Genomic DNA, 25,480 nt, shown 5'->3' on the forward strand with positions numbered 1-25,480 from the left:
ATCTCTTCTGACTAAATCTCAACTGGCTGAGCGATATCCGTTAAAAAGGCTTGAAGAATCTTCTCTCCATCTCGCGTTCCAATGGATTCAGGGTGGAACTGCAAGCCATAAAGAGGGTATTCCACATGTTGAATGGCCATAATGCTACGATCATCCATCGAAATGGCTGTGGTTTTGAAACAAGGAGGCAAATCCTCCAAGACGAGCGAATGGTAGCGCATGACAGGTAAGGGTTGCGGCAAATAAGCAAACATTCCTACGTGTGAATGCCGTATAGCAGATACTTTTCCATGCATGACCATCGCAGCCTGTTTAATTTTCGCACCAAATGCCACGCCAAGAAGTTGGTGACCCAAGCAAACGCCGAGCATGGGGATGGTTTGGTAAAATTCCTGGATAATCGATAAAGAATGCAACTTGTCATTTGGTGAACCTGGACCAGGTGACAGGACAATCACTCTTGGGTTCATGTGACGAATTTCATCAATCGAAATCTCATCATAGCGGGCAACTGTTACTTCTTCGCCAAGCATCGAAAGGCTTTGGTACAAGTTGTACGTAAACGAGTCGTAGTGGTCTAGCAGCAAAATCATGACAGCACCTCCAATAACGACTTCGCTTTGTGCAACGTTTCTTCAAATTCCGATTGGGGGTCGGAATCATATACAATGCCGGCACCCGCTTGGACATAGGCGGTTTGGTCTTTGATAACCAGTGTTCGAATCGCTAACGCAATATCGATATTTCCATTAAATCCAATGTAGCCAACTGCGCCTGCATACACGCCGCGTTTAACGTTTTCCATGTCTTGAATGATTTGCATAGCACGAATTTTAGGTGCTCCCGTTACAGTTCCTGCAGGTAAACAGGCGACCAGTGCATCAAGCGGATGCTGGTCATTTCGCAAAGTGCCAGCCACTTCAGAAACGATGTGCATGACGTGTTGGTATTTTTCGATGTTCATATATTTCGTTAAATGGACGCTGCCAACTTCGCTGATTCGCCCTAAATCATTTCTTCCCAAGTCCACGAGCATACGGTGTTCAGCCAGTTCTTTTGGATCAGCGAGTAATTCTTTTGCAAGTAGCGCATCTTCTTCGGGTGTAAGACCTCGCCTTCTCGTTCCTGCAATCGGATTTGTCGTCACGCGATTTCCTTGAATGCTCAGCAAACTTTCAGGAGAAGCACCGAGTACTACGTGTTCGTCAAAATCGACGTAAAACATGTAGGGGGAAGGATTATCTTTCCGTAGTTTTCGGTACAGCGAAAAAGGGTCACCTGTATAAGTTGCTTGCAATCGTTGAGAAAGAACGATTTGAAAAACTTCCCCAGCGCGAATACATTCTTTTGCGCGTTCAACCTGATCGATAAACGATTGTTTGGTGACATTCGATGTGAAGGGAAGACAAGTTTGGTCACTGTCTTCTTCTTCAAATTCCTTCTCTGCCAGCTGGCGTTCGATTTCTTCGATAGGAGAAGGGGTTGCGCCATTATGCAAAATGGTGACATCTTGTTTTTGATGGTCATAGACAACGATCGTTTCATAAATCAGCAAATGGATATCCGGCATATTACGTTCGTCAGGGAGGGCAGTACCAATGTTTTCATAGTGTGCAATGACGTCGTATCCGATATAACCAACTGCTCCTCCCGTAAAAGGGAACTCCAGATCATCGTTCTCAAAGGGTAGCAACGTTTTCAAAGATTCAATAGGTTTTCCGCTATGCACGGTGATTTCCCCCGTCAGCAGTGAACGTTCAATTAATTCGTTTGGGGAACCACGTAATTCTCGCACTGGATTTGCGCCAATGAAGGAATAGCGACCTGATGCCTCATGTTTCAAAGAACTTTCGAGCAGGAATTTCCGCGTTCCCTGTAACCTTTTGAAAATCGCGATGGGCGATAAAGTGTCTCCATTGATTGTGACACGTGTTGTTTTTACGGCATGTGTTTGCATCTAATCTCTCCTCTGCTCAGCTCGTTAGCACCCGGAAAACAAAAAAGTCCCCTGTACATGAACAGAAAAGTTCATGTACAGAGGACGGAATGACCGTGGTGCCACCTCAAATTAAAAGCCAATACTGGCTTTCACTCTAGGATCTGTAACGTAGATCACACGTTTTCCCATACTAATTTTCTGGGAAACTCTCCAAAGACCATTCACACGAAGTTGTCTATCAGCTTCCACCGTCCGCTGACTCTCTATGAAGACGCACTTGAGCTACTATTCTTTGTCATCGATTTTTCTCAACTCAACTCAGCTCAACTTGGTGTTCTCACCGGCGATGTCGCTCCCGACACCTTCTGCCTAAATCCCGAACAAAAAAGTTGTTCCTATCGTAGTACGCATGAAAGCAGATGTCAACTGAAATCCTTTTAAAGGAATAAGTTGGCGGGAAATGCATATTCGTAATAGATGGCATTTTATTTGGTGTTGGACGGTGTTTAATTGGGGTACCGACTCGTTTAACTGGGGTATCCACCGCGTTAACTGGGGTATCTAACCAGTTAACTGGGGTACCAACCCGTTTAAATGGGGTTCGGCCATTAAATGTTGTTCTAGCACGTTTCTTTAGGGGGTATTCCCACTCTCGAGGTCTACAATTTTCTTCCAACATCCTCATAAAATCATTTCGTAAAACGAAAAAAATCCTCAAAGTATATTGAAATATTCTAATAATTTTGGTACCTTTTAATAATAACAATAACCAAAAATTCACAAAAATAAAAATATGTATCAATGGTATGAGGGGGACATCACGAATATGAAATTTTTTATCTCGATCGATATGGAAGGGATTACAGGTTTGCCTGATCACACTTTCGTAGATTCGAAGAAACACAACTATGAACGCGCCCGTCGTATCATGACAAACGAAGCAAATGCCATAATTGAGGGTTTACTGAAAAAAGGGGCTACCGATATTTTAGTAAACGATAGCCATTCACAAATGAATAATTTACTCGTCGAAGATTTGCATCCGGAAGCAATGTTGATTACGGGTGGAGTGAAACCTTACTCCATGGTGCAAGCACTCGATGAAACATATGATGGAGCGATTTTCGCTGGTTACCACTCGCGTGCAGGGCAACCAGGTGTCATGAGTCACTCTATGATTTTTGGTGTACGGAATATGTACATCAATGAAGTGGAAGTTGGGGAGCTTGGTTTCAATGCCTATGTAGCTGGTCATTTTGGTGTGCCGGTCATCATGGTTGCAGGGGATGACGGAGCTTGCCGTGAAGCGGCAGCACTCATTCCAAACATTACAACAGTTGCAGTGAAAGAATCCATCACACGCCAGGCGGTCAAAACGATGCATCCGAAGAAATCACATGCATTGTTGAATGAGCAAATCCAAAAAGCGGTGGACAATCGTCATTTGGTTAAACCACTTATCCCTCCTACCAACCCAACACTGCGAATTGAATTCGCAAACTACGGACAAGCAGAATGGGCAGCAATTATGCCTGGCTGTGAAATCGAACCTGGAACAACGATTGTGAAATTTGAAGCAAAAGATATTTTGGAAGCGTACCGAGCAATGTTAGTTCAAGTGGAACTAGCGATGCAGACGACGTTCTGTTAAGGGGGACGCGACATGTTCTCATATACAATCAAACGCTTCTTGATGATGATCATGACCATTCTGATTATCGCGACACTGACATTCATTTTAATGCACTCAATTCCAGGCTCACCGTTCAATGAAGAACGGACGACAAATGAAACGATTCAAGCCAATCTGGAACGCTTTTATAAGCTGGATGAACCCCTTCCAGTCCAATATTTATACTACTTGAAATCAATCGTTACGTTGGATTTCGGACCATCTATAAAAAAACCGAATGAGACAGTCAATGAACTGCTCGCCAGGGGCTTCCCGATATCCTTTGAGCTTGGGATGGTCACTATTTTGGTAGCGGTGATTTCGGGTGTTTTACTCGGAACGTTTGCGGCACTGCGGCACAACGGAATTATTGATTACTTTGCAATGACGTTTGCGGTAATTGGAATCTCCGTTCCAAGCTTCGTGCTTGCTACATTACTGATTCAAAAACTAGCAGTAGATTATAATATTTTCCCACCAGCCACCTGGTCGAGTCCGATGCATATGGTGCTTCCGGTACTCGCACTAGCCACTGGTCCAATGGCCATCATTGCGCGTCTGACACGTTCATCGATGCTTGAAGTATTGACGCAGGATTACATAAAGATGGCGAGAGCAAAAGGGTTGTCACCGTTTCGTATTGTTGCAAGACATGCATTGCGCAATGCCTTGATGCCTGTTGTCACAATTATGGGGACCATGCTTGCCGGGATTCTGACAGGAACGTTCGTCATCGAGAAAATTTTCGCGATTCCTGGGATGGGGAAATATTTCGTTGAAAGTATCAACAACCGGGATTATCCGGTCATTATGGGAACAACCGTATTCTATAGCACGATTCTTGTGTTCATGTTATTCGTCGTCGATTTGGTTTATGGCTTCCTGGATCCACGTATTAAATTGCATAAGAAAGAGGGGGATGCGTGATGACTATCAACCACGAATCAACACCCGTATCACCCAACCAAGTACCTGATGAATGGTTCCGTAAGAAAGAAAAAGATTTAGTCGAAGCGGAAGCCGTCGTTCGTCCTTCCTTATCCTATTGGAAAGATGCATGGCGCCGACTTCGCACAAATAAATTGGCGATGACCGGTTTGATTTTCCTGGTTCTCCTTGCCGTACTCGCGATTTTCGGCCCAATGTTCTCCCCACATGCTGTAGATGGAATGGACTTGCCGAACCAAAACAAGGCACCTTCAAGTGAACATTGGTTTGGGACGGACGAAATGGGACGCGATGTATTTACACGCACATGGTATGGCGCACGGATTTCATTGTTTGTTGGACTTGCCGCAGCATTGATTGATTTCTTCATCGGAGTCATATACGGCGGTTTCAGTGGCTACAAAGGCGGCCGTACAGATGCTATCATGATGCGCATCATTGAAGTGCTTTACGGCTTGCCGCATTTATTAGTTGTTATTTTATTATTGGTCGTTATGGGTCCGAGTTTAACAACAATTATCGTCGCTCTGACTGTTACCGGATGGGTCGGAATGGCCCGGATTGTCAGGGGACAAGTATTGCAAATCAAAAACTATGAATTCGTGACAGCTTCCAAATCATTTGGAGCAAAGACCCCACGAATCATTCGACGTAATTTATTGCCGAATACCATGGGTCCAATTATTGTCCAAATGACATTGACAGTTCCGAGTGCCATTTTCGCGGAAGCCTTCCTGAGTTTCCTTGGACTCGGCATTCAAGCCCCATTTGCAAGTTGGGGTGTTATGGCGAATGATGCCTTGCCAGTTATCCTATCAGGTCACTGGTGGAGACTATTCTTCCCGGCATTCTTTATTTCATTAACCATGTTTGCATTTAACGTCCTTGGTGACGGACTACAAGACGCACTTGATCCGAAGTTAAGGGGGTGACACATATGAACGAACAGCAACTAGAAAACGCCCGAGAATTGGCGAGAGAAAGACGCGCGGAAGTCGGGCGTACTCAACAAGCGGTTGTGACGGCGCACACGCAAAAAACGAAACGTAAAAAAGTCATAACCGAAGACATCATTTTGTCGGTAGACAATTTACATGTGTCATTCAAAACCTATGGTGGAAATGTCCATGCTGTCCGTGGTGTATCCTTTAATCTTCGAAAAGGAGAAACACTGGCGATTGTAGGCGAATCGGGTTGTGGGAAATCCGTAACGTCCAATGCCATCATGGGACTCATTCCACAGCCACCAGGTCGCATTTCGGATGGCAAAGTAATGTTCAAAGATGTCAATCTGACGAATATGACGAAAAAAGAACTTCGTAAAGTACAGGGTGTCGACATATCGATGATTTTCCAGGATCCGATGACGGCACTTAACCCAACCCTTACCATTGGCGAGCAGTTAATGGAAGGTGTACTTACTCATACGAAATCAAGCAAAACAGAAGCGAAAGAAAAAGCGCTGGCTATGCTTCGTCTGGTGGGCATTCCAAACCCACAGGAACGTCTGAAACAGTATCCTCACCAGTTTTCAGGCGGGATGCGTCAACGAATTGTCATTGCGATTGCGCTCATTTGCGAACCGGAATTATTAATCGCAGACGAACCGACAACTGCACTAGATGTAACGATTCAAGCACAAATCCTCGAATTGTTTGAAGAAATTCAAGCGAAGACAGGGGTATCCATTGTCTTGATTACCCATGACCTAGGCGTTGTGGCAAAAATCGCGGATCGTATCGCGGTGATGTACGCTGGTAAGATTATTGAACTTGGTACGAAGCGTGAAATTTTCTATACACCTCAGCATCCGTATACGCAAGGCTTGCTCAATTCGGTGCCGCGTCTCGATTTGATTGCGGAAGAACTACAGCCGATTGAAGGCACGCCACCCGACTTGTTTGCGCCACCAAAAGGGTGTGCATTTACAGCAAGATGTCCGTTTGCAATGGAAGTTTGTGAACACGTACATCCGGACACAACGATAAAATCAGCGACACATCGCGTTGACTGCTGGTTGCAGGACGAACGTGCACAAGCATTTTTGGCAGCAGCTCAAAAATAGGATGAACGCACCTAGGTGCATAATCATAAAGCATGAAAACAATTCCGAGGGGGAAAACACACATGAAGAAATGGCTCTTGTTATTATTGACAGCCGTATTCGCACTTGTACTAACAGCATGTACTGCGAATAATGACGCAGGCGAAAAGCCAGCAGACAAAGACGGAGACGACAAAGAAACAGAAACAGCTGAAGAAAAAGTGCTTTACTTGAACAACGGCAGCGAGCCTACATCATTCGATCCATCGGTTGGCTTTGATGCTGTTTCTTGGAATGCATTGAACAACTTGATGGAAGGGTTGACTCGTTTAGGAGAAGACCATCAGCCAGTAGAAGCAACGGCTGAAAAGATTGATGTATCTGAAGATGGTTTGACATACACATTCCACATTCGTGAAGATGCAAAATGGTCGAACGGAGACGCAGTAACAGCGAATGACTTCGTTTACGGCTGGACACGCATGTTAGATCCAAACACAGCTTCACCAGCAGCATTCCTTGGATACTTCATCGAAGGTGCAGAAGCATTCAACACAGGTGAAGGTAAGATTGAAGATGTAGCAATGAAAGCAGTAGATGAAAAAACATTCGAAGTAAAATTGACTGCACCAACAGATGCATTCTTGAATATCATTACTAACCCAAGCTTTTTCCCAATCAATGAAAAAGTAGCAACAGAAAACGCAGAGTGGTTCACTGAAGCTGAATCCTTCGTAGGAAACGGACCATTCCAATTAACAACGTGGGAACATGATGCGAAAATGGTATTTGAGAAAAACCCAGAGTATTGGGATGCTGACACTGTGAAGCTTGATAAAGTCGAGTGGGCAATGGTCAACGACACGAATACGGAGTACCAAATGTACCAAGCAAATGAACTTGACGTATCTGACGTTCCTTCTGAATTGGCTGCAGAATTGATGGACAGCGAAGAAGTGTCAATTCAAGACCAAGCAGGTACTTATTTCTACCGTTTCAATACGACAATGGAGCCTTTCACGAACGAAAAAATTCGTAAAGCTTTCGCAACAGCAGTTAACCAACAAGAGATAGTTGAATTCGTAACGAAAAACGGTGAAAAACCAGCACATGGTTTCGTTTCATACGGCTTCCAAGGTCCGGACGGTAAAGAATTCCGTGACACAGTAGGCAATTTAGTTGAATTCAACGCTGAAGAAGCGAAGAAATTGTTAGAAGAAGGTATGAAAGAAGAAGGCTACGACACATTGCCGACTGTAACTTTAACGTACTCAACTTCAGATACACATCAAAACATAGCAGTTGCGTTGCAAGCGCAGTTTAAAGAAGCTTTAGGCGTGGATGTTGAATTAGCGAACGTTGAAGGAAGTGTATTTGCTTCTGAACAAAAAGAATTGAAATACCAATTGTCACGTTCTTCTTTCTTACATGACTATGCAGATCCAGTGAACGCGATTGAAAGCTTTATCACAGGTTCTTCAATGAACCGTACGGGCTGGTCAAATGCAGAATTCGATAAGTTGATTGCTGATGCTAAAGCAGAAACTGATGCAGCAGCTCGCTGGCAGTTATTGATGGATGCAGAGAAAATATTAATGGCTGAAATGCCGATTTTCCCAATCCACTTCTATAACCAAGTGGCATTGCAAAAACCAAACGTTTCAGGAATCGTTCGTCACCCAGTGGGTTACTTAGACCTTAAATGGGTAGACAAAACGAATGAATAAATAATAGAAGTTGCGGCGTCTGAATATGGCGCCGCACCCTTCTGTTTTCAAAAGAAGTTATACTAAAGAAAATAACTTTTTTTGAAAATAGAAGAGAGGAGCAACACACGCATGCGCATACGACCATTACGATTACAAAAAGGGGATACGATTGGCATTATTGCCCCGTCAAGTCCTCCCAACTTAGAAAGCTTGCAACGCTCGCTCGCATTTTTGGAACAACTGGGATTGAACGTCAAAATGGGCAAACACGTTGAAAACGTCCACGGCTATTTGGCAGGTACAGATGATGAACGTCTGGAAGATCTACAAGCAATGCTTGCTGATCCACACATTAAAGGCATCATTTGCGCAGGAGGTGGGTACGGGGCAGGCCGTTACGCTGACCGTATCGACTTTCAGTTAATGGCGGAACAACCGAAAATTTTATGGGGCTATAGCGACATCACATTCCTTCATACAACAATCGGACAATTCGCGAATGTGGTAACTTTCCATGGACCAATGTTGGCATCCGATGTAGGAAAAGATACATTCCAGGATTTATCCGCACGTATGTTCAATCAATTATTCGAACCAATTGAACTGCATTATACAGAAGCTATTTCTCCGTTAACTACATTGAGTGGCGGGAATGCACAAGGGGAATTAGTCGGCGGGAATCTCTCATTACTAGTGAGTGCACTAGGCTCTAAATATGAAATCGATACACGTGGGAAGTTACTGTTGCTTGAAGATGTAGATGAAGAACCTTATAAAGTAGACAGCATGTTAAATCAATTACGTCTAGCTGGGAAACTTCAAGATGTAGCTGGTATCGTAGTTGGTGATTTTGCTCGAGCAGAGCCGAAAAAACGCAAAACGACTTTAACACTCGGCGAAGTACTGGAACATTACCTAGGCGACTTAGGAAAACCAGTCGTTTCTGGATTTAAAATCGGACATTGCGAGCCGCATTTTGCTGTGCCACTAGGAGTGGAAGCGAAATTGGATGGCGATGCCAAAACATTGACGATTTTACCTGGCGTTAAGTAAAACGGGAGGGGAAACGACCATGATTCTACATTCAATTGAAACCTTTTCGGTTGCGGTACCGCTCACAAAACCTTTTAAAACTGCACTTCGTACCGTGACGATTGCAGACTCCATTTTTGTAAAAATAACAACAGAAGATGGATATATTGGGTGGGGGGAGGCCCCACCTACCCATGTTATTACGGGTGATTCCCTAGGGAGTATTCAGTTTGCGATTGATCATGTAATGGGTCCACAACTGATTGGGCTGGATTTACATCATTCGGAGCGGGTATTCCAAAAACTGCATCGTTCCATGGTAGGAAATTCAAGTGCAAAAGCCGCCATTGATATGGCGATTCATGACTTGCTTGGGCAACTTGCAGGTCTCCCGCTAGTAACATTATTGGGCGGTTATCGCGATACACTGGAAACCGATTTCACTGTCAGTGTTAATGATGCGGAAGAAATGGCTGAAGACGCAGCTCGTTATGTGAAAAGCGGATTTAATGTGCTGAAGATAAAAGTAGGCATCGATGATATCGCGAAAGACGTGGAACGCATTCAAGCCATTCGTGAAAAAATCGGCTATGAAACGAAACTTAGACTGGACGCCAACCAAGGCTGGGAAGCGAAAGAAGCGGTTCGTGCGATTGGGCAGATGGAAGATGCCGGACTTGAAATCGAATTGATTGAACAGCCCGTGAAAGCGCATGATATCGAAGGTTTACAGCATGTAACCTTGCACACACATACACCGATAATGGCGGATGAAAGTATTTTCACACCAAAAGACGCATTACGCGTTCTGCAACTCCGTGCGGCGGACTTAATCAACATCAAACTGATGAAAGCTGGCGGCATTTATCAAGCGTTAAAAATTAATGCCTTGGCTGAAAGTTATGGTGTTGAATGTATGACAGGTAGCATGATTGAGACGAAACTGGGCATAACGGCGGCCGCAAATTTTGCTGCAAGTCAGCCGAATGTGACCCGCTTTGATCTTGATGCGCCGTTAATGCTAGCAGAAGATATCGTTGAAGGCGGCATCGTATACGACGGCAGACATATTCGATTTACACGCAAGCCAGGGCTCGGGTTACATACAGATTTAATGAATAAACGATTTCATCGTAAAGGGTAAGGGGGAATTTCATATGTTATTTCAATCATCTACTACTTGGGTTTGTTCAGTCGCTGTTGCGACAGTATGGACTTCGCCTGAGTCTGCAAGAGAACAGGATGCCCCTGGACTTGAAAACCCAGTCCGTTTTACAAAGTGGCTGGAGGCTATGAAGTATGAGGATTTGCTTGATTTGTGTGATGGCAATCGTGTCCAAACACAAATCCTTTACGGGGAACATGTATTGATTGAGGAAATCGTTGGTGACTGGGCGAAAGTCATCTGTACATGGCAACCTTCCAAAAAGGATAGCCGTGGTTATCCGGGATGGATACCGGTTGCTCAATTAAAAGAAATGGAACGCATCTCAGACTTTGGGTTTGCCAAAGTGACAGTGCCGAAAGCGCAGCTTTGGACAAAAGATTTAAAGCCTTTACTGGTAGTACCATTTAATACGATTCTTCCAGTTATCGATAATAATGAACAATTCACTTTAGTTTCAACACCACATGGTGAAGCGCTACTATCGAGCGAAGAAATAGAGCATGGGCCAGGAATTGAAGCTTTCATTGAACGCTCAGGGGACGACATCGTATCGAGTGCTATGCGATTTTTGGAACTTCCGTACTTCTGGGGCGGGATGTCTTCTTATGGCTATGACTGTTCAGGGTTTAGTTACAATATGTTAAAGGCGCATGGTTATTTCATCCCTCGGGATGCCGACGATCAAGCAAAAAGTGGTGAAGAAGTAGAGATAGCCGACATGAGTCGGTGGGAAATTGGTGATTTATTGTTCTTTGCAAACGTTGGTTCTAGCAATGTTCGACACGTCGGCATTTATATAAGCAACGGCCAAATGATTCATTCACCATCCACAGGACAACACATTGAAGTAATCGAACTTGAGGGAACGAAATTTGTAAAAGAATTGTGCGCGGTAAGACGCTACGCAAGAGCTGAGGGGGAAGCGTCATGACCGGTCAAGTATTGCTTGAAGTAAAAGATCTAAAACGCCATTTTGATCTAGGTAAAAACCAAACATTGAAAGCCGTGGACGGCATCAGTTTTGACATTTACCAAGGAGAAACATTCGGACTCGTTGGGGAATCAGGTTGTGGTAAATCAACAGCGGGACGAACGATTATGGGGTTATATAATCGAACGGAAGGCGAAGTAACGTACGCTGGGAAAAATGTGCATACGATGGGCGAAAACGACCGTTATGCATTTTTACGCAATATGCAAATGATTTTCCAAGATCCATATGCTTCACTTAATCCACGTTCAACGGTATTTGAAATTATCGCTGAACCGATGGAAGTTCACGGGTTACATAAGAAAAAAGAAGATATGCAACGCCGGGTTTATCAGTTATTGGAGGATGTTGGTCTCAATCGTGACCATGCCAACCGGTATCCGCATGAATTCTCTGGCGGTCAACGTCAACGTATCGGAATTGCACGTGCCTTGGCACTTGACCCTGACTTCATCATTGCGGATGAACCCATTTCGGCGCTGGATGTATCTGTTCAAGCTTCAGTGGTGAAGCTACTGCAGAAATTGCAGAGCGAAAAAGGCTTAACTTATTTATTTATTGCGCATGACCTTTCAATGGTTAAATACATTTCAGACCGTATCGGCGTGATGTATTTAGGACATATGGTGGAATTGACGACCAGTGACCAACTGTATGCAAACCCACTTCATCCGTACACGCAAGCATTATTGTCCGCTATTCCGATTCCTGACCCGGACATCGAAGAATCGCGCGAACGCATTTTACTCGAAGGAGAATTACCGAGTCCGATCAATCCACCTTCAGGATGTGTGTTCAGAACGCGTTGTCCGATGGCGATGGAGGTTTGTGCAAACGTCAAACCTGCATGGCAGGAACAGGAACCAGGTCATTTTGTGGCGTGTCACTTGTACGAGTAACAACAATTGTAAACCGTGAAACTTTTCAATCACTATATCGTTTTGTATGATGAATCTATTCAGCAACGAAGGGAAGATCATCATGACAAATTCAGTACCAATGAGCCAGTCGAGAACAATCCAAACACATCTCGTCTTACCGCCGGACACGAATCACCATGACACAATTTTCGGGGGTAGAGTTTTATCCTATATTGATGAAATCGGTGCAATAACGGCGATGAAACATTGCAATATGCCGGTTGTCACCGCATCAATCGATTCAGTGGATTTTCTATCTTCCGCAAGGGTTGGAGATGTGCTGGAGATGGAAGCCATCGTGAGCTCGACAGGCCGCACTTCGATGGAAGTGTATGTACGTGTGCAATCGAAGAACTTATTGACTGGAGAAACGAAGTTAACAACGGAGTCTTTCCTAACATTTGTAGCAGTTGAAGATGGAAAACCTATGCCGGTTCCTGGTATACGACCTGAAACAGAGAGCGAACAACGCCTCTTTGACTCAGGACCTGCAAGAAGAGAACACCGGAAACAAAGAATTCAAATGAAATTATAGAAAGAAAGCGGTGGCTTACAGGCTGCCGCTTTTTTATGGTCAGTACTGGTCGTGATGATATTTAGAAATAAAAATGCTCTATCCTACTTATTTGGTGGTCTATAAATAGTTCATTACATAAGGTAACTAACGCTTTAAATATGAAATGAGATTGCTAGTCCACTACAATTAAAAACTACGGAGGGATAATGATGGATATTAAAATAGATGATTTAAAGGGCTCAGAAATTACTAAATTGATAAATGAGCATCTTCATAGTATGACAATGCATTCACCGCCAGAAAGTATACATGCTCTCAATCATGAGCAGTTGCAACAACAAGATATTACATTTTGGAGTGCATGGGAAGGGAAAGAATTAGTTGGATGTGGGGCACTTAAAGAACTTGATAGTCAGCATGGAGAGATCAAATCAATGCGAACTTCTTCATCCCATCTTCGCAAAGGAGCTGCAAAACGACTACTTCAACACATAATTGAAGAAGCCAAACGACGTGGTTATCAAAAGTTAAGTTTGGAAACGGGATCAATGGATTCTTTCGATCCAGCAAGAAGACTTTATTCAAGTTTCGGGTTCAATTATTGTAACCCGTTTTCTGATTACAAGGAGGACCCCAATAGCGTATTTATGGAAAAGAAATTATAAATTCTAATTGCGGTTTCAAAAAGAAGGGTTATTTTATTTATCATTGGCCAGTATGGACAGAGTCATGGTAAGCAAGTGTTAACAACGTATCTAATGAGATGCAAAAATTTTAAGTACAACACAAAAAGACTATCTTCATGGGTGAATTTGTACTGATCCCATTTTCTTAAATTCTTTTTACTTGGAACTCCAAATCTAGTAGCCAGGGCATAATATCCACCTTCACCAGCTAAATAAGTGTGAACAACTTTTGCTTGAATCCATCATATTTGACCAAAAAAACACCTCAAAAGTTAGATTTTGTGGTCTAACTTTCGGGGTGCAGTACAATTGATCGTCCTTTATTTGTGGATATATCTCTATTTTTATCGCAATAATTGACAACCTCAATGGTCGTACTTAGATCATTAATCGATCAATTGGAATTGAACTTTCGTTATGATGGACGATAGGTTGGAGATTATGAACCACATAACTGGGTTGCGACATAGAAATTTTTGCTAAATGTTTAAAAGAAGGTCTTCCAATTACATTTGTTAGATAGGCAGATTGAGTTGACTCTGGCTTCCTCCTAAGATTCAGTTCATCTATGATTTTTTCGGAGGTCATTATTCCTAACCCATGACCAAAATACGTACTATCTTCTAAAGCAACGGCATTTTCCCCTCTCCACTGAGGGGTTTGCGGGTCGAACTCTGGATTTTTAAAATATATGACATCTCCAGGCAAAGATTGGAACGAATAATACGGTCTAATTTGAAGTTCGGAATCATATTGCCAGCTGTATAAATAAATGTTGTTTTGAAATAATTGATTAAATAACGATTCGCCTATAGATTTTAAGACCGCATCGTAAAAGATTATGACCATTGCCGTAGCACATTCAAAAGCATATTGTTCACTGTTCAAGTAGATATCTTGAATGGCTTCAGATGGCTTTACACCATTCTTCAATAGGAATCCGCCGCTACTCGTCAACTGCCAGTATTGAGGATTACTACGGGCATTTGCAAATGTTTCAAACCGCGGATTGCTTTGATGCATGGCTCTTGCGCTTGCTATGATATTTTTTCGTAATATAAGCTCGAACGATAATTCAGCTATAGATTCATATGAGTAAACGACGGTTTGTTCCATCATCTTCTCTACAATCAATCTTTCAATACTCCCAGCTGTCCACAAGTCACTTTGCTGAAAAGGCACCCCCGATATTTGAATCATAATATTCCTCTTTCCAAGTTCGATTAATAATTGACATTATTCTTAGCATATTCAGGAATCATTTTTATGTGTGGCTATCATAACGGATATCCATATTGACATTCGCACTTCTCACTTTCCTCATTGGTGCTTTGAAAAACCAGCTCCACTATCCGCGGGCTCGCGACGAGTAACCGCAGGAGGATAGAAAAGGCTACGAAGCAAAGCAATCAGCACCCAAAATCTATTGTTTTATCGGGTGAGCGGACGCTCAGTCTGACTTTTAACGATTCACGTCTGAAAATATGGAGACGACGTCTGAAAAAAGAGGCATCACGTCTGAAAAAATGCCATTGAAGTCTGAAAACACCAATGCGCAAGTCGCGTTAAAGTTTTCGCACCAAACACTTTTCTTGATTCCATGAACAAGCAGTACAACATTTCTACTTTCGTCTAGACTCTAATTAAAAATGTCATTTTCAGGCTGAGAAAGTTACTCAATAACAAATTGTTTGTTTTGTTCGAAATTAACGATATCAAAGCACTGCTAAATGAGGCTTAAATGTAAGTGTTGATTGTCGCAGGAGAAGGAATTTCCTGTATTTGTATAGAATTTACAAATGACAGTTATTATTGGAGGCCAATGATGAAGAATCGAATAAAAGCTACACCAAAATTTCTACTGATTATGTGCATAGTCTATGGCTTATTTGTCATTGGCCAAAGTATTCAAGTCATCTACACGCCTAGTACTCTAGTAAAAGTAGTCAACTTGATTGCCATCGTCTTCCTATCTGGCGTGATTGGGGCGTTTATACGAGAAATCTTCATTTTAAAAAAAGAAGTGGTTACTAACTGAGTTGGAGAACCATGCAAGTGGCGCGGACCTTAAATAAGAAAAAATGACTATAAAATAACAAACTTTATTATGGCAAAATCAATTAATTTAAAAGGGAGTTTGAAATTGACCAAACATGCGCTAGATATTTTTGAAAATAACATGGAAAAATACAATGACCCGGAATATTACGACCTACAGTATCAAAATTACTTAAAGGATTTTCCTTTGATTTTAGAATGGGCAGAGAAAATAAATGGGGAGATAATTGATCTTGCTTGTGGGACGGGGCGTTTGACAATCCCCTTGGCACAAAAGGGATTCAAGTTAACGGGTGTAGACATTAATGAAGGAATGTTAGATCGAGCGAGAAAGAAAACCAGAAATACAAATTTGCCTATTCAATGGGAGTTACAGGATTGTACAAAGTTAAAGTTAAATAAATCTGGCTCATTAATCTATATGACTGGAAACTCATTTCAACACTTCTTAACGAATGAGGCCCAGAATAACTTATTCCAGTCCGTGCATGCACACTTAATTGAGGAAGGTATCTTCATTTTTAATACAAGGTTTCCTATTTTAAGTGAGCTGGCAATCATAGATGAATCAAAACGAACGTATGTCGATAAACGTATGCGAAAAGTCACTGAATATGAGGTGGACTCATATGATCCTTTAACCCAAATACTTACCAGTACTTCCACAAGGGAAATTTTGAATGATCAAAATCAAGTTGTTTCAACTGAAAAAGATCGCATCTTGTTGCGTTACGTTTTTCCAATGGAAATGGAAAGATTGATTGAACAAAATGGATTCAGCATTCTCTATACATATGATTCGTGGAACAAATCACCAATTCAAAAAGGCAGTACCGAATTGATTTATGTATGCCAAAAAAGCAGTTCGCTTTAGATGTGTGCAATTTAACTATTTTGTTCGGATAGTACAAGTAAAGGTGGTTTTAAGAATGGGCTTATTTTTTGAAAAGAGAACAAGAAAACGTTCAAAGCCATTAGAAATAGTAAATATCTTGTTGATAATTGCTTTTGCTGGTGTCCTTTATTACGGGTTCACCACTAATTTTGGAGAACTATTTTTCCGATTAGTAGTTAGTTGCGTGGCTCTTTTTGCGTTTTTGGAAGCAGCAGCTAGTATTTTTAATAAAGAAGATAAATGGGTCTATTTGCCATCAGCGGGATTGGGAGTTGTTTGCATTATTTTGGCGTTTCAATAATAGTTAATTGTTATTTTTCTTGCACAATCCTATATCTTTGGGGGTCTGTAAGTAATGGAGGCGTTTTTACATGGAACACATTGAAATTAGAAGGCCGAAATATGAAGACATTCAAGAATTGCATCATTTTTTCGAAATCGTGATTACGGATACATTTAACAAAGAAGGCATTGGGGACTTGGTAAATGAGATGAAAGAAGAAATAGAATCCAAGAAACAATTCCTTGCAGCTGATTTGGATAGTTGCGGAGAAAACAGATATTTCTTGATTGCTTTGGATGGCAATCAAATTGTTGGTTCAATTGCTTACGGTCCGGCAAATGAACTTATTTGCAAGTGCACTGATAATGCTTATGAAGAGTTAATTGAGATTGGTACAGTCTTTGTCCACCCTCAGTACCAAAACAATGGGATAGGGAACTTACTTTTAAATGCCATGTATCGTGCATTGCAAAATAAGGGAACAGAAGAGTTTTGTTTGGACAGTGGCTATAAAACGGCACAAAAGATTTGGCAAAAGAAATATGGATCTCCGTCTTATTTGCTGAATAATTTTTGGGGAGAGGGATCAGATCATATGATTTGGAAAGTAAAACTCTCGAAAGTAGCATGTAACGTAAAAGATTTTTCCTTGAAGGGATAAAACATGCAGACATAATCATTTGAAGCTCTAATCAAAGATCTGATTCAACTCCTAGAAAGCATTACAACAGTCTTGAATAAAAAGTAAGCATTTTTAATTAACGATTAAAGATGAGCATAATATAGTCAAGAACTGTGATTTTAAGGGGAGTGGCACATGGAGACAAATGAAAAGTATGCAAGGGCTAAGAAAAGGGTCGAGAATCTAAAAGCATTCTACATTCATTTAATGGTTTACGTTTTAGTAAACATCATGTTATTTGCTATTAACATGATTTCGGATCCAAGTGATTTATGGTTCTTTTATCCACTATGTGGCTGGGGAATTGGTGTAACTGTACATGGTATTTCCACTCTCGCTTATGGCAAATTCGGCGCGGATTGGGAAGAACGAAAAATTAAGGAATACATGGAAAAGTAAATATGTAAGAAGGCATTGCTGGTACTCCGGTAATGCTTTTTCTTTTGGTGAGTATTTTGATTAACAAAAAAAGGCTGCATCTGCAGCCTTCAAATTCTCTTTTATTGTACTTTAACAGGACCTTTCGCTTCTTCCGCATGCGACATATCGCCGATCATGGTCAATTCGCGTCGATCTGTATCAATCTCCAACATAGTCAAACTTGTACCGTGAATAAAAGGGGGATCCCACAATATATCCAAATCAGCCCCACTGAAGTGATTGATAAGGCACTTCTTAACGACACCGTGCGTGACAATCAAGACGTGACCGTCAGGATGTGCGATGGCAATTTCTTCTACTGCACGCAGCACACGTTCTTTCAACATATGAAAACTTTCACCAGAAGTAGACTCGTATTGACTCGGGCGTTCATAATAGGTTTTGACTTGCTCCGCATAATCCCGTTCAATATCAGAAGAAAGCAGCCCTTGCCATTCACCAACATTGATTTCGCGTAAATCTTCTTTTTGAATGAGAGGAATATCACGTTCCCCGATAATGAGTTGTGCGGTATGGATGGTACGGCCACTAGTACTGCTGTAAACAGCATCGAGTGGAACATCTTTAAGTCGCTTGCCTAACTGAGAAGCGGCAGAAATCCCGGTAGCAGTTAACGGAGAGTCTGCCCATCCTTGCATGCGGGATTGAACGTTCCATTCTGTTTGACCATGTCGTGTAATATATAGAGTCAGCATAATATTCCTCATTTCTCTTATTTCATCTAAGTTGAAACTTTTCGTCAGGTTTTGCGTAGTACTAATAAAGGAGCGATACAAACATGCTAGCAATTATCGATAAATACCAAAGCATCATTATCAGCATTATCTTAGCTTTCTACATTGTCAATTCCATCTACATAGGGTCTGCGGAACTATCCTCTATATTGTTCATCCTGGTAATCCTCTTGCAAATCGTGCGTTTGCGAAAACATATAAAGCGATTATCTTTTGTTCAATTACTTGCGCTTTTTGGCATATTGGCCGCTTCACTCGTAGCGCTAGTTCTGATTTTCATGAGTTTAAATCATTTGATCGGAGCGGGTATCCTGTCATTTCCTGATTGGATGATCGTGATCATTCAAATTACTTTAATCATTTTATTTATCCTAAGTGTGAGTGGCATCATTCGTAACTTATATCAACGTTTTACTAAGTCAAAAGTACAATAAAAGAGGCTGTCCCAAAAGTCATTGTAAAATGATTTTTGGGGACGAGCGTCTTTTTTTTTAACCTTATTCCACTTCAGAAACGAGCAGTCCATATAAGTGCATGTCTTGACGCTTACCGTCACGTTGCAAAAACTCACGGAATGTTCCTTCGTGCTTGAAACCGAGGGATTCGTAAAGTTTGATGGCACCTTCGTTGTAGCCAAACACCGTCAGTTGTAAACGATGAAGATTCAGTTCATTGAAACCATAAATCGTCAACAATTGCATGGCTTCTGTGCCAAAGCCTTTGCCGTGAAATTCCGGTCCAAGAGCTATGGACAGCCAGCCTACACGATGTGGCCATAAAATATCTTCGATGGCACAAACACCTAAAAATTGCTCCGAATCAATCGGTCGGACGGCAAAACGAAAACTACGGTCAGAATGCTCCAATAACTGTTCAGCATTTTTTTCTGATTCCTCACGCATAGGAGAAGCGTTATAATAACGTCCAAATGATTCCAAGCTGTTCCATTGGCGATATGTTGGTAAATCTTCTTTTCTCATGGCAGTTAAACGAATTTTAGTACCATTAAACATTCGAATATTCCCCTTGTCATAAGTTTTTCTTATTGTACTCTATTATATCATCGTCATTTTCTTATTTCGAGACGCGAAGTACAATAAAGTTAATAAGAAAGACAGGTGATTAGGTTGGATTATTTTCTACTGTATTTTATAGGAGTTACAGCTACAACGATCGGTACACTGGCAGGGGGAGGTGGGCTCATCAGTTTGCCTACCATGTTACTGCTTGGAATGCCGATTCATTCAGCCATTGGGGCAAATAAAGTATCCAACACAGTGAGTTCATTCTCCAGTTTCTTTACATTGTATAAACGCAAACAAATTTCGTTGAAGGACTCACTTTGGCTGATTCCAATCAGTTTGGGTGGCGGAGTGACCGGAGGATTTATTGCTTCCCAGCTCTCAGCGAGCAATTTGTATGTACTGGCGATTTTTCTCCTCGCTTTTGCATTTGTCACATCCTTTATTGGCAAAGGCAATTTCACAGGAGAAGAACCATTGAAACTGAGTAAGGTGAGTGGACCGGGTTTATTTGGGATTGGAATTTATGATGGGCTCTTTGGTCCAGGACAAGGCACGCTGATGCTTTATTTGTTCAGCTACTTAAACATTGCGTATGTGAAATCTGTAGGGTTAGTTAGGCTGGCTACTTTTTCAAGTTGTTTCGGTGCAGCAATCAGCTATATTTCATCGGGTGCCATCATTTGGCCATTGACCCTTGCTTTGATGGCGGGTTCCATTACGGGTGCTCAACTGGGAGTCCGTATTGCGGAAAAATTAAAACCGCAATACGTCAAACCCATATTACGTGTCGTAACCGCTTTACTCATTTTGCAATTGGTCGTGGAAAACATCCTATAGTATCATTGAAAACTGTCATTCAAACCGACATACTAATAGAAAGGAGTGATGAAATGAACAAGCAAGATATTCAAGAGAATTTGCTGAAAAACGTGGATCCACAGGAGCAAATCGAGAGTTCGCATGAGCATTACGATGACGAAAAATTTTGGAATAAAATTGTGAAGTATGGTAAAAAAGCAGGAGAAAAAACAGTATACACAAGCTTGTTGCTTTATTTCACTGCTCAAAATCCAGCAGTACCGACTTCTGCAAAACTCACGATTGCAGGAGCACTTGGCTACCTGATTTTCCCGGCAGACATACTTCCGGATTTCATTCCAGTGGTCGGTTTGGCAGATGACGCAAGTGTAATTGCGTATGCTTTGTATCAAGTGATTTCTCATATCGATGAACCAACGAAAAAACAAGCGTATGAGAAAATGAAATCCTGGTTTGGACCAACTGACAATAATATAGATGATCTTATGCTACCGAAAAAATAAAAGAGCGGGCGGTATTGAATCGTCTATCCGTATTCAAAATAAAGAGGTATCCAATTAGCTATACAATTGAATACCTCTTTTTATTTTTGTTTGGCTTTGTTAAAGTTAATGGTTGATATTGTATAGATAAATGATTCTGGAAAAGCATTTCAAAGCTCATTTTTTTATCTTTTTCACTAAAGCACCTGTTAGTTATACATAAAGACTTACACAATAATTGCATGTTATATAAATGATGTGACAATAAGTAATTATTTCTTACCTTTTAGTTCTAAAAGTATAGGTGCTATATTTAGTAAGATAGAAACAATTGTCAAAAACCATAATGCCCTTTCCATACCGGGTACTACATCTAATAAAGCTGACCAATCTTCTGCTTTTACCCACCCAGATACAAGACTGTATTCTGAACAAAGTGTTAAGGCTGTAAATGATAATCCTAGCGCCATAGCAAGCTTATAATCCTTTCCTGCTATATACATATAAAGATTTATAAAAGTTGCTACTATTGCAATAACCCCAAATATGATCCACATAACTACACCTCCATTCATCACTTAAACCAACCGTTTACTGTTTCCTTCCAATGGGAAATACCAATGGACTCCCAATTTCCCTAACAATCATAAATATGTATGCCCGATGCGTAAGTAGACAAAAATCTCTCAACATCTTTCTCGAAAATTGCAGATTTGTAATTTTCCAGAACATCTTGAACGTTATTAAAACAAGCACTCATGAATACATCGCCTCTATTATTAAATGTGGTAATTTTTGTATTCTGTGTCCCATAACGATTATCCTTCTTTATCTCCGTAAGTAGGACTCCACTTTTACATTACAAGTCTTCCAACATATGTCCGAATTCGTGCAGCAAATCTCTCCCCGAAGAATTACTCCCCTCAGTCAGACCGACAAATAATCCGACTTGGCCTTTATACATAAATAACCCGACATCATGATCCACATCATCTAGTTCGCCTGTTTTATTGAAGAAGACAAACTGGTCACTGTTGACTCCAGCAGGAACTTTATTTTGAAACTGCTGTTTCTCCAGGATTTGCAACAGATCATAAAAAACCGGTGAACTAACCATATGTCTTAAGCAAGCGACCATATCTCGTCCACAAGTGAAATTGTCCCGACCTTCTGAGATGGCAACAAGGTCCCGCATTTCGCGACCTAATACCGTTTTCGTCATGCCAAGATGTTGAATATAGGAGTTCAATCGATTCATCCCGTAACGTCTAATCAAAAGGTTGGTTGCCGTATTATCTGAAACGACCATCATGAGCGCAAGCAAATCTCGAACTGAAAAAGTTCTTGGTTGTGTAACAAGTGTTTGCAGTACGCCTGATCCATCCACGACGTCTTCAGTGGAGACTTCTAACTCTTCATGTATATCCTTTGCATGGTGCATGCCATAGAGAAAAATAGGGAGCTTGATGACACTGGCAGACTTAAATAATTCATCTATATTTTTCGAATAACGAATGACTCCAATTGGATACTCCAAATGTAAACAATATTTCCCGGGAAATAATTCCAACCTCATCTGAACCCACTCCTTTTCCTTAGTTTAGTTCAAAAGCTTTTCCAAATAAATCCTTGTGGTGAAAAAAATGAAACTTAGGCGAGCGTATTTCGTATTAGTTAATATGAACTTTTATCTGGTTACTTCGTCTTAGTAAGTAGATGAATAAAGTCTCGTTTAAGGAAGGTGAAAAGAGTGGAACAACAACCGATTGTTGAATTAAAGAACTTGTCAAAAGCCATAGGCAAAAAGAAGATTATTGATAACTTGAATCTGCAATTATTCCCCGGACAAATTACCGGATTTCTAGGACCCAATGGTGCTGGTAAAACAACGACAATTCGTATGATGGCAGGATTGATGAAGCCGACAAGTGGAGAAGTAGTGGTGGAAGGTCAGTCATTGAGTGACCACTTTGAAGAAACGATGAGCAAGGTCGGGGTCATCGTCGAAAACCCTGAAATGTACAAATACATGTCGGGGTGGAAAAACTTAGTTCATTTTGCGCGTATGAACAAAAGCATCTCGAAAGAACGCATCACGGAAGTCGTCGAACAAGTGGGCATGCAAAATCGTATTCATGAAAGAGTTTCTACTTATTCACTAGGTATGCGTCAGCGTCTTGGCCTTGCGCAAGCATTGTTACATCGTCCAAAATTTTTAATTTTGGATGAACCAACGAATGGTTTGGATCCTGCCGGTATCCGTGAATTCCGAACATACTTGCGTAAAATCGCCGTTGAAGATGGTGTGTCTGTATTCGTTTCGAGTCACTTGCTCTCCGAAATCGAGTTGATGTGTGACAGGATTGCCATCATTCAAAACGGACAACTCATTAATATACGTGAAATGAACCAAGTGGAGGAAGCACATTATTATATTGAGGCACAACCCGCTGAGTTGACTAGTAAGCTATTGATCGCGCAAGGTTTATTCATTGAAGCGAGTGGTGCAGGGTTCATTGCTAAAGTGGAGCAGAGTCAAATTCCAGCAATCATTGAGGCGATGGTAACGGCAAATCTTCAAGTATTCGCAGTGCAACCGTTCCGTAAAACATTGGAAGATCAATTCCTCGAAATGACTGGAGGTGGCCAAATTGCTGAATCTCATAAGAAATGAATGGATGAAATTGTGGCATAAAAAAGCCACATGGATTATGGCGGGGTTATTAGTCGTCATTTTAATTGGAATTACAGGCATTTCAAAGTGGGCAGATAATAATACAGTTCAACCGACAGACCAACCAACTTGGAAAGAAAACGCAGCTGAAAGGAAAGCGTATTTAACTGCTGAACTCGCAAACCCAAAGATTAGTGAGGGTACCAAAAAACAATTTGAAGAGGAACTAGCGATTACAGAATACCGGTTAACTGAAAACGTAGCTCCTTTTGAATTTAGTGATCGAGAACAAAATTTGATGGACTCCTATCAGTTGCTGGCCTTGGTGCTCATGTTTGCAGTCATTGCAGCAGCGAGTATCGTGGCATCCGAATTTTCTCAAGGAACGATTAAAATGTTGTTGAGCAGACCTGTGAAACGGTGGAAAATTTTGACGTCAAAATACGTTACATCATTGCTCTATGCATTAGCGTTAACGATTATTGCACTTATTGCGAACGTGATTGCCGGATACATATTCTTTGACGCTGCAGGAACTGGTGCATTGCTAGAAGTTCGCGGCGGGGAAGTAGTGGAAGTATCTTATTGGAGTCGAGTTTTAGCTTTATATGGTTTGCAATTTATCGGAATCATGGTATTCACGACCTTTGCGTTTATGATCGGAAGTGTTTTCCGTACAAGTTCACTTGCCATCGGATTATCGATTTTCCTTATGTTTATGGGTCCGAATATTGTCTATTTCCTAAGAAATTACGAATTTACAAAGTACATCATGTTTACGCATACTGATTTAACTGGATACCTTACGGGCAATATGTTTATTCCAGGCATTACTTGGCCATTGTCTGCTGCCGTGTTGACTGTGTATGTTGTTTTATTCCTATTGATCAGCTATTGGTCGTTTACAAAACGAGACGTGACAGCTTAATTTTGAAAGAGTCGTTCCTTTTCGGAGGAGCGACTTTTTTATTCAATTGCCCATTGGTCAGTTTGATTCATTGAAAGCGCTGGAGAATTTACGTATGATGAAAAGCAGTGTGGGGAAAGGAGGAGTTCGTATGAAACGATTATGGACCGTATTGAATATTCTATTGTGGCTCGTCATCGGCGGACTCTTCTTTGTTTGGGTCCACAATGAACTTGAATTTAGAGAAGAACGACTAGAACGCCCATTACCGGAAGGTTTGCATCCGATCGTAGGAGAAAAGAGCAATCAATTAATCGAGGAAGCTGAGGAAATCGGTATTCCAATTTTAATTACTGATAGCTTCCGATCCGTTGAATCACAGGACGTTCTATACGAAAAAGGACGCACATACGATGGTGACATCGTTACGTACGCTCGTGGTGGTGAGAGCTACCACAACTACGGACTTGCCATCGATTTCGTCCTGCAAAACAGTGACGGAACGATCAGCTATGATTTACAGCGCGACTTGAATGGCAACGGGGAAGCGGACTGGTTTGAAGTGATACGCATCGGAAAGGATCTCGGATTTTTATCAGGAGCGGACTGGCCTGGTTTCAAGGACTACCCCCATTTAGAATATACTTTCGACTTATCGATCAGCGACTTGCAGAATGGCTGGCGACCAGAGGATAAGATGGAAAAGTAAAGTATCAACTATAGTAGCGAAGCGAAAAAAGAACCAATTTGCCCTCCTCGAAACTGCTCGAGGAGGTATTTTTGTGGGGAAAAAGCGGCTACCCCAAATAACTTGGAAGTTACCCCTATTAAACTATCCTTAACCCCAAATAAAC

29 protein-coding genes and 1 other annotated feature are annotated in these 25,480 nt (G+C 41.5%); of the genes, 22 read left to right on the top strand and 7 right to left on the bottom strand.

The annotated features are described in order from the left end of the window. Window positions 1–11: 11 nt before the first annotated feature. Window positions 12–593 (bottom strand): anthranilate synthase component II, encoded by a 582-nt coding sequence (locus ACQKEV_RS00850; RefSeq protein WP_427442456.1) that lies wholly within the window; start codon window positions 591–593, stop codon window positions 12–14. After that, window positions 590–1,957: an anthranilate synthase component I gene (trpE, locus tag ACQKEV_RS00855; RefSeq protein WP_427442457.1), complete on the bottom strand. Its 1,368-nt coding sequence runs from the start codon at window positions 1,955–1,957 to the stop codon at window positions 590–592. The genes ACQKEV_RS00850 and trpE overlap by 4 nt, the downstream gene beginning before the upstream one ends. A 77-nt stretch (window positions 1,958–2,034) precedes the next feature. Beyond that, window positions 2,035–2,247 (bottom strand) — a binding site (T-box leader). Between the two features lie 518 nt (window positions 2,248–2,765). Here trpE and ACQKEV_RS00860 point away from each other — a divergent pair. The 11 genes from ACQKEV_RS00860 (at window position 2,766) to ACQKEV_RS00910 (ending at window position 13,605) form a co-directional block, all read left to right on the top strand. Then, a complete protein-coding gene (locus tag ACQKEV_RS00860) occupies window positions 2,766–3,590 on the top strand; it encodes a M55 family metallopeptidase (protein WP_427442459.1) in 825 nt (274 codons plus the stop codon). Between the two features lie 12 nt (window positions 3,591–3,602). Beyond that, entirely contained in the window at window positions 3,603–4,538 is a 936-nt protein-coding gene (locus ACQKEV_RS00865) for an ABC transporter permease (protein WP_427442460.1), read from the top strand. Beyond that, a complete protein-coding gene (locus ACQKEV_RS00870; protein WP_427442462.1) occupies window positions 4,538–5,491 on the top strand; it encodes an ABC transporter permease in 954 nt (317 codons plus the stop codon). The genes ACQKEV_RS00865 and ACQKEV_RS00870 overlap by 1 nt, the downstream gene beginning before the upstream one ends. Before the next feature lie 5 nt (window positions 5,492–5,496). After that, window positions 5,497–6,624 (top strand): ABC transporter ATP-binding protein, encoded by a 1,128-nt coding sequence (locus ACQKEV_RS00875; RefSeq protein ID WP_427442464.1) that lies wholly within the window; start codon window positions 5,497–5,499, stop codon window positions 6,622–6,624. A 62-nt stretch (window positions 6,625–6,686) separates the two neighbouring features. Next, window positions 6,687–8,330, top strand: a complete 1,644-nt coding sequence (locus ACQKEV_RS00880) for an ABC transporter substrate-binding protein (RefSeq protein WP_427442466.1) — start codon at window positions 6,687–6,689, stop codon at window positions 8,328–8,330. Window positions 8,331–8,441: 111 nt separating this feature from the next. Continuing rightward, a complete protein-coding gene (locus tag ACQKEV_RS00885; protein WP_427442468.1) occupies window positions 8,442–9,365 on the top strand; it encodes a S66 peptidase family protein in 924 nt (307 codons plus the stop codon). A gap of 19 nt (window positions 9,366–9,384) precedes the next feature. Then, window positions 9,385–10,488 carry a mandelate racemase/muconate lactonizing enzyme family protein gene (locus ACQKEV_RS00890; RefSeq protein WP_427442470.1) on the top strand — a complete coding sequence of 368 codons (1,104 nt, stop codon included), beginning with the start codon at window positions 9,385–9,387 and terminating at the stop codon, window positions 10,486–10,488. Between the two features lie 13 nt (window positions 10,489–10,501). Next, a complete protein-coding gene (locus ACQKEV_RS00895) occupies window positions 10,502–11,443 on the top strand; it encodes an NlpC/P60 family protein (protein WP_427442472.1) in 942 nt (313 codons plus the stop codon). Next, window positions 11,440–12,402, top strand: a complete 963-nt coding sequence (locus ACQKEV_RS00900) for an ABC transporter ATP-binding protein (RefSeq protein ID WP_269926805.1) — start codon at window positions 11,440–11,442, stop codon at window positions 12,400–12,402. Before ACQKEV_RS00895 ends, ACQKEV_RS00900 begins: the two co-directional genes overlap by 4 nt. An 82-nt stretch (window positions 12,403–12,484) precedes the next feature. Further along, window positions 12,485–12,958, top strand: a complete 474-nt coding sequence (locus ACQKEV_RS00905; RefSeq protein WP_427442474.1) for an acyl-CoA thioesterase — start codon at window positions 12,485–12,487, stop codon at window positions 12,956–12,958. A gap of 191 nt (window positions 12,959–13,149) precedes the next feature. Next, complete coding sequence (locus ACQKEV_RS00910) at window positions 13,150–13,605, top strand: GNAT family N-acetyltransferase (RefSeq protein ID WP_427442476.1); 456 nt, start codon at window positions 13,150–13,152, stop codon at window positions 13,603–13,605. Window positions 13,606–14,004: 399 nt separating this feature from the next. On the opposite strand, the gene ACQKEV_RS00915 is transcribed toward ACQKEV_RS00910, so the two are convergent. Continuing rightward, window positions 14,005–14,826 (bottom strand): protein-glutamine gamma-glutamyltransferase, encoded by an 822-nt coding sequence (locus tag ACQKEV_RS00915; RefSeq protein ID WP_427442478.1) that lies wholly within the window; start codon window positions 14,824–14,826, stop codon window positions 14,005–14,007. Window positions 14,827–15,451: 625 nt separating this feature from the next. Here ACQKEV_RS00915 and ACQKEV_RS00920 point away from each other — a divergent pair. From ACQKEV_RS00920 to ACQKEV_RS00940, 5 genes are all read left to right on the top strand, one after another. After that, complete coding sequence (locus ACQKEV_RS00920) at window positions 15,452–15,664, top strand: hypothetical protein (protein WP_427442480.1); 213 nt, start codon at window positions 15,452–15,454, stop codon at window positions 15,662–15,664. Window positions 15,665–15,769: 105 nt separating this feature from the next. Further along, a complete protein-coding gene (locus ACQKEV_RS00925) occupies window positions 15,770–16,558 on the top strand; it encodes a class I SAM-dependent DNA methyltransferase (RefSeq protein WP_427457661.1) in 789 nt (262 codons plus the stop codon). Between the two features lie 55 nt (window positions 16,559–16,613). After that, window positions 16,614–16,880 (top strand): hypothetical protein, encoded by a 267-nt coding sequence (locus tag ACQKEV_RS00930; protein WP_427442484.1) that lies wholly within the window; start codon window positions 16,614–16,616, stop codon window positions 16,878–16,880. A gap of 70 nt (window positions 16,881–16,950) precedes the next feature. Next, window positions 16,951–17,523, top strand: coding sequence for a GNAT family N-acetyltransferase (locus tag ACQKEV_RS00935; protein ID WP_427442486.1), 573 nt, complete (start codon window positions 16,951–16,953; stop codon window positions 17,521–17,523). 156 nt (window positions 17,524–17,679) lie between these two features. Then, window positions 17,680–17,943 (top strand): 2TM domain-containing protein, encoded by a 264-nt coding sequence (locus ACQKEV_RS00940; RefSeq protein ID WP_427442488.1) that lies wholly within the window; start codon window positions 17,680–17,682, stop codon window positions 17,941–17,943. A gap of 101 nt (window positions 17,944–18,044) precedes the next feature. Here ACQKEV_RS00940 and ACQKEV_RS00945 read toward each other — a convergent pair whose 3' ends face one another. After that, the gene (locus ACQKEV_RS00945; protein WP_427442490.1) at window positions 18,045–18,680 is read right to left on the bottom strand and encodes a histidine phosphatase family protein; all 636 of its coding nucleotides are present in this window, start codon (window positions 18,678–18,680) and stop codon (window positions 18,045–18,047) included. 83 nt (window positions 18,681–18,763) lie between these two features. On the opposite strand from ACQKEV_RS00945, the gene ACQKEV_RS00950 reads away from it, so the two are divergent. Continuing rightward, window positions 18,764–19,153 carry a hypothetical protein gene (locus ACQKEV_RS00950; protein WP_427442492.1) on the top strand — a complete coding sequence of 130 codons (390 nt, stop codon included), beginning with the start codon at window positions 18,764–18,766 and terminating at the stop codon, window positions 19,151–19,153. A 63-nt stretch (window positions 19,154–19,216) separates the two neighbouring features. Here ACQKEV_RS00950 and ACQKEV_RS00955 read toward each other — a convergent pair whose 3' ends face one another. Further along, the gene (locus ACQKEV_RS00955; RefSeq protein WP_427442494.1) at window positions 19,217–19,732 is read right to left on the bottom strand and encodes a GNAT family N-acetyltransferase; all 516 of its coding nucleotides are present in this window, start codon (window positions 19,730–19,732) and stop codon (window positions 19,217–19,219) included. A 114-nt stretch (window positions 19,733–19,846) separates the two neighbouring features. Here ACQKEV_RS00955 and ACQKEV_RS00960 point away from each other — a divergent pair, with 114 nt between their 5' ends. Together ACQKEV_RS00960 and ACQKEV_RS00965 are read left to right on the top strand one after the other, a co-directional pair. Continuing rightward, entirely contained in the window at window positions 19,847–20,581 is a 735-nt protein-coding gene (locus tag ACQKEV_RS00960) for a sulfite exporter TauE/SafE family protein (RefSeq protein WP_427442496.1), read from the top strand. Between the two features lie 53 nt (window positions 20,582–20,634). Beyond that, a complete protein-coding gene (locus ACQKEV_RS00965) occupies window positions 20,635–21,066 on the top strand; it encodes a YkvA family protein (RefSeq protein WP_427442498.1) in 432 nt (143 codons plus the stop codon). 251 nt (window positions 21,067–21,317) lie between these two features. On the opposite strand, the gene ACQKEV_RS00970 is transcribed toward ACQKEV_RS00965, so the two are convergent. Beyond that, window positions 21,318–21,602, bottom strand: coding sequence for a hypothetical protein (locus ACQKEV_RS00970; RefSeq protein WP_427442500.1), 285 nt, complete (start codon window positions 21,600–21,602; stop codon window positions 21,318–21,320). A 302-nt stretch (window positions 21,603–21,904) separates the two neighbouring features. After that, the gene (locus tag ACQKEV_RS00975) at window positions 21,905–22,621 is read right to left on the bottom strand and encodes a serine hydrolase (protein WP_427442502.1); all 717 of its coding nucleotides are present in this window, start codon (window positions 22,619–22,621) and stop codon (window positions 21,905–21,907) included. A gap of 174 nt (window positions 22,622–22,795) precedes the next feature. On the opposite strand from ACQKEV_RS00975, the gene ACQKEV_RS00980 reads away from it, so the two are divergent. The 3 genes from ACQKEV_RS00980 to ACQKEV_RS00990 all read left to right on the top strand — a co-directional run bounded on the left by ACQKEV_RS00980 (window position 22,796) and on the right by ACQKEV_RS00990 (window position 25,335). Continuing rightward, a complete protein-coding gene (locus ACQKEV_RS00980; RefSeq protein WP_427442504.1) occupies window positions 22,796–23,719 on the top strand; it encodes an ABC transporter ATP-binding protein in 924 nt (307 codons plus the stop codon). Beyond that, the gene (locus tag ACQKEV_RS00985) at window positions 23,688–24,647 is read left to right on the top strand and encodes an ABC transporter permease (protein WP_427442506.1); all 960 of its coding nucleotides are present in this window, start codon (window positions 23,688–23,690) and stop codon (window positions 24,645–24,647) included. Before ACQKEV_RS00980 ends, ACQKEV_RS00985 begins: the two co-directional genes overlap by 32 nt. Window positions 24,648–24,777: 130 nt before the next feature. Continuing rightward, complete coding sequence (locus ACQKEV_RS00990) at window positions 24,778–25,335, top strand: M15 family metallopeptidase (RefSeq protein ID WP_427442508.1); 558 nt, start codon at window positions 24,778–24,780, stop codon at window positions 25,333–25,335. Window positions 25,336–25,480: the final 145 nt, after the last annotated feature.

It is taken from the genome of Paenisporosarcina sp. NPDC076907, from assembly GCF_050269735.1.
In the GTDB taxonomy this organism is placed as follows: Bacteria; Bacillota; Bacilli; order Bacillales_A; family Planococcaceae; genus Paenisporosarcina.

Coding starts and splice junctions, on each gene's coding strand:
- ACQKEV_RS00930 (WP_427442484.1), top strand. CDS start 16,614: ATGGGCTTATTTTTTGAAAAGAGAACAAGAAAACGTTCAAAGCCATTA.
- ACQKEV_RS00945 (WP_427442490.1), bottom strand. CDS start 18,680: ATGCTGACTCTATATATTACACGACATGGTCAAACAGAATGGAACGTT.
- ACQKEV_RS00990 (WP_427442508.1), top strand. CDS start 24,778: ATGAAACGATTATGGACCGTATTGAATATTCTATTGTGGCTCGTCATC.
- ACQKEV_RS00920 (WP_427442480.1), top strand. CDS start 15,452: ATGAAGAATCGAATAAAAGCTACACCAAAATTTCTACTGATTATGTGC.
- ACQKEV_RS00875 (WP_427442464.1), top strand. CDS start 5,497: ATGAACGAACAGCAACTAGAAAACGCCCGAGAATTGGCGAGAGAAAGA.
- ACQKEV_RS00970 (WP_427442500.1), bottom strand. CDS start 21,602: ATGTGGATCATATTTGGGGTTATTGCAATAGTAGCAACTTTTATAAAT.
- ACQKEV_RS00900 (WP_269926805.1), top strand. CDS start 11,440: ATGACCGGTCAAGTATTGCTTGAAGTAAAAGATCTAAAACGCCATTTT.
- ACQKEV_RS00885 (WP_427442468.1), top strand. CDS start 8,442: ATGCGCATACGACCATTACGATTACAAAAAGGGGATACGATTGGCATT.
- trpE (WP_427442457.1), bottom strand. CDS start 1,957: ATGCAAACACATGCCGTAAAAACAACACGTGTCACAATCAATGGAGAC.
- ACQKEV_RS00865 (WP_427442460.1), top strand. CDS start 3,603: ATGTTCTCATATACAATCAAACGCTTCTTGATGATGATCATGACCATT.
- ACQKEV_RS00915 (WP_427442478.1), bottom strand. CDS start 14,826: ATGATTCAAATATCGGGGGTGCCTTTTCAGCAAAGTGACTTGTGGACA.
- ACQKEV_RS00965 (WP_427442498.1), top strand. CDS start 20,635: ATGAACAAGCAAGATATTCAAGAGAATTTGCTGAAAAACGTGGATCCA.
- ACQKEV_RS00880 (WP_427442466.1), top strand. CDS start 6,687: ATGAAGAAATGGCTCTTGTTATTATTGACAGCCGTATTCGCACTTGTA.
- ACQKEV_RS00870 (WP_427442462.1), top strand. CDS start 4,538: ATGACTATCAACCACGAATCAACACCCGTATCACCCAACCAAGTACCT.
- ACQKEV_RS00860 (WP_427442459.1), top strand. CDS start 2,766: ATGAAATTTTTTATCTCGATCGATATGGAAGGGATTACAGGTTTGCCT.
- ACQKEV_RS00935 (WP_427442486.1), top strand. CDS start 16,951: ATGGAACACATTGAAATTAGAAGGCCGAAATATGAAGACATTCAAGAA.
- ACQKEV_RS00955 (WP_427442494.1), bottom strand. CDS start 19,732: ATGTTTAATGGTACTAAAATTCGTTTAACTGCCATGAGAAAAGAAGAT.
- ACQKEV_RS00910 (WP_427442476.1), top strand. CDS start 13,150: ATGGATATTAAAATAGATGATTTAAAGGGCTCAGAAATTACTAAATTG.
- ACQKEV_RS00975 (WP_427442502.1), bottom strand. CDS start 22,621: ATGAGGTTGGAATTATTTCCCGGGAAATATTGTTTACATTTGGAGTAT.
- ACQKEV_RS00950 (WP_427442492.1), top strand. CDS start 18,764: ATGCTAGCAATTATCGATAAATACCAAAGCATCATTATCAGCATTATC.
- ACQKEV_RS00895 (WP_427442472.1), top strand. CDS start 10,502: ATGTTATTTCAATCATCTACTACTTGGGTTTGTTCAGTCGCTGTTGCG.
- ACQKEV_RS00850 (WP_427442456.1), bottom strand. CDS start 593: ATGATTTTGCTGCTAGACCACTACGACTCGTTTACGTACAACTTGTAC.
- ACQKEV_RS00890 (WP_427442470.1), top strand. CDS start 9,385: ATGATTCTACATTCAATTGAAACCTTTTCGGTTGCGGTACCGCTCACA.
- ACQKEV_RS00940 (WP_427442488.1), top strand. CDS start 17,680: ATGGAGACAAATGAAAAGTATGCAAGGGCTAAGAAAAGGGTCGAGAAT.
- ACQKEV_RS00905 (WP_427442474.1), top strand. CDS start 12,485: ATGACAAATTCAGTACCAATGAGCCAGTCGAGAACAATCCAAACACAT.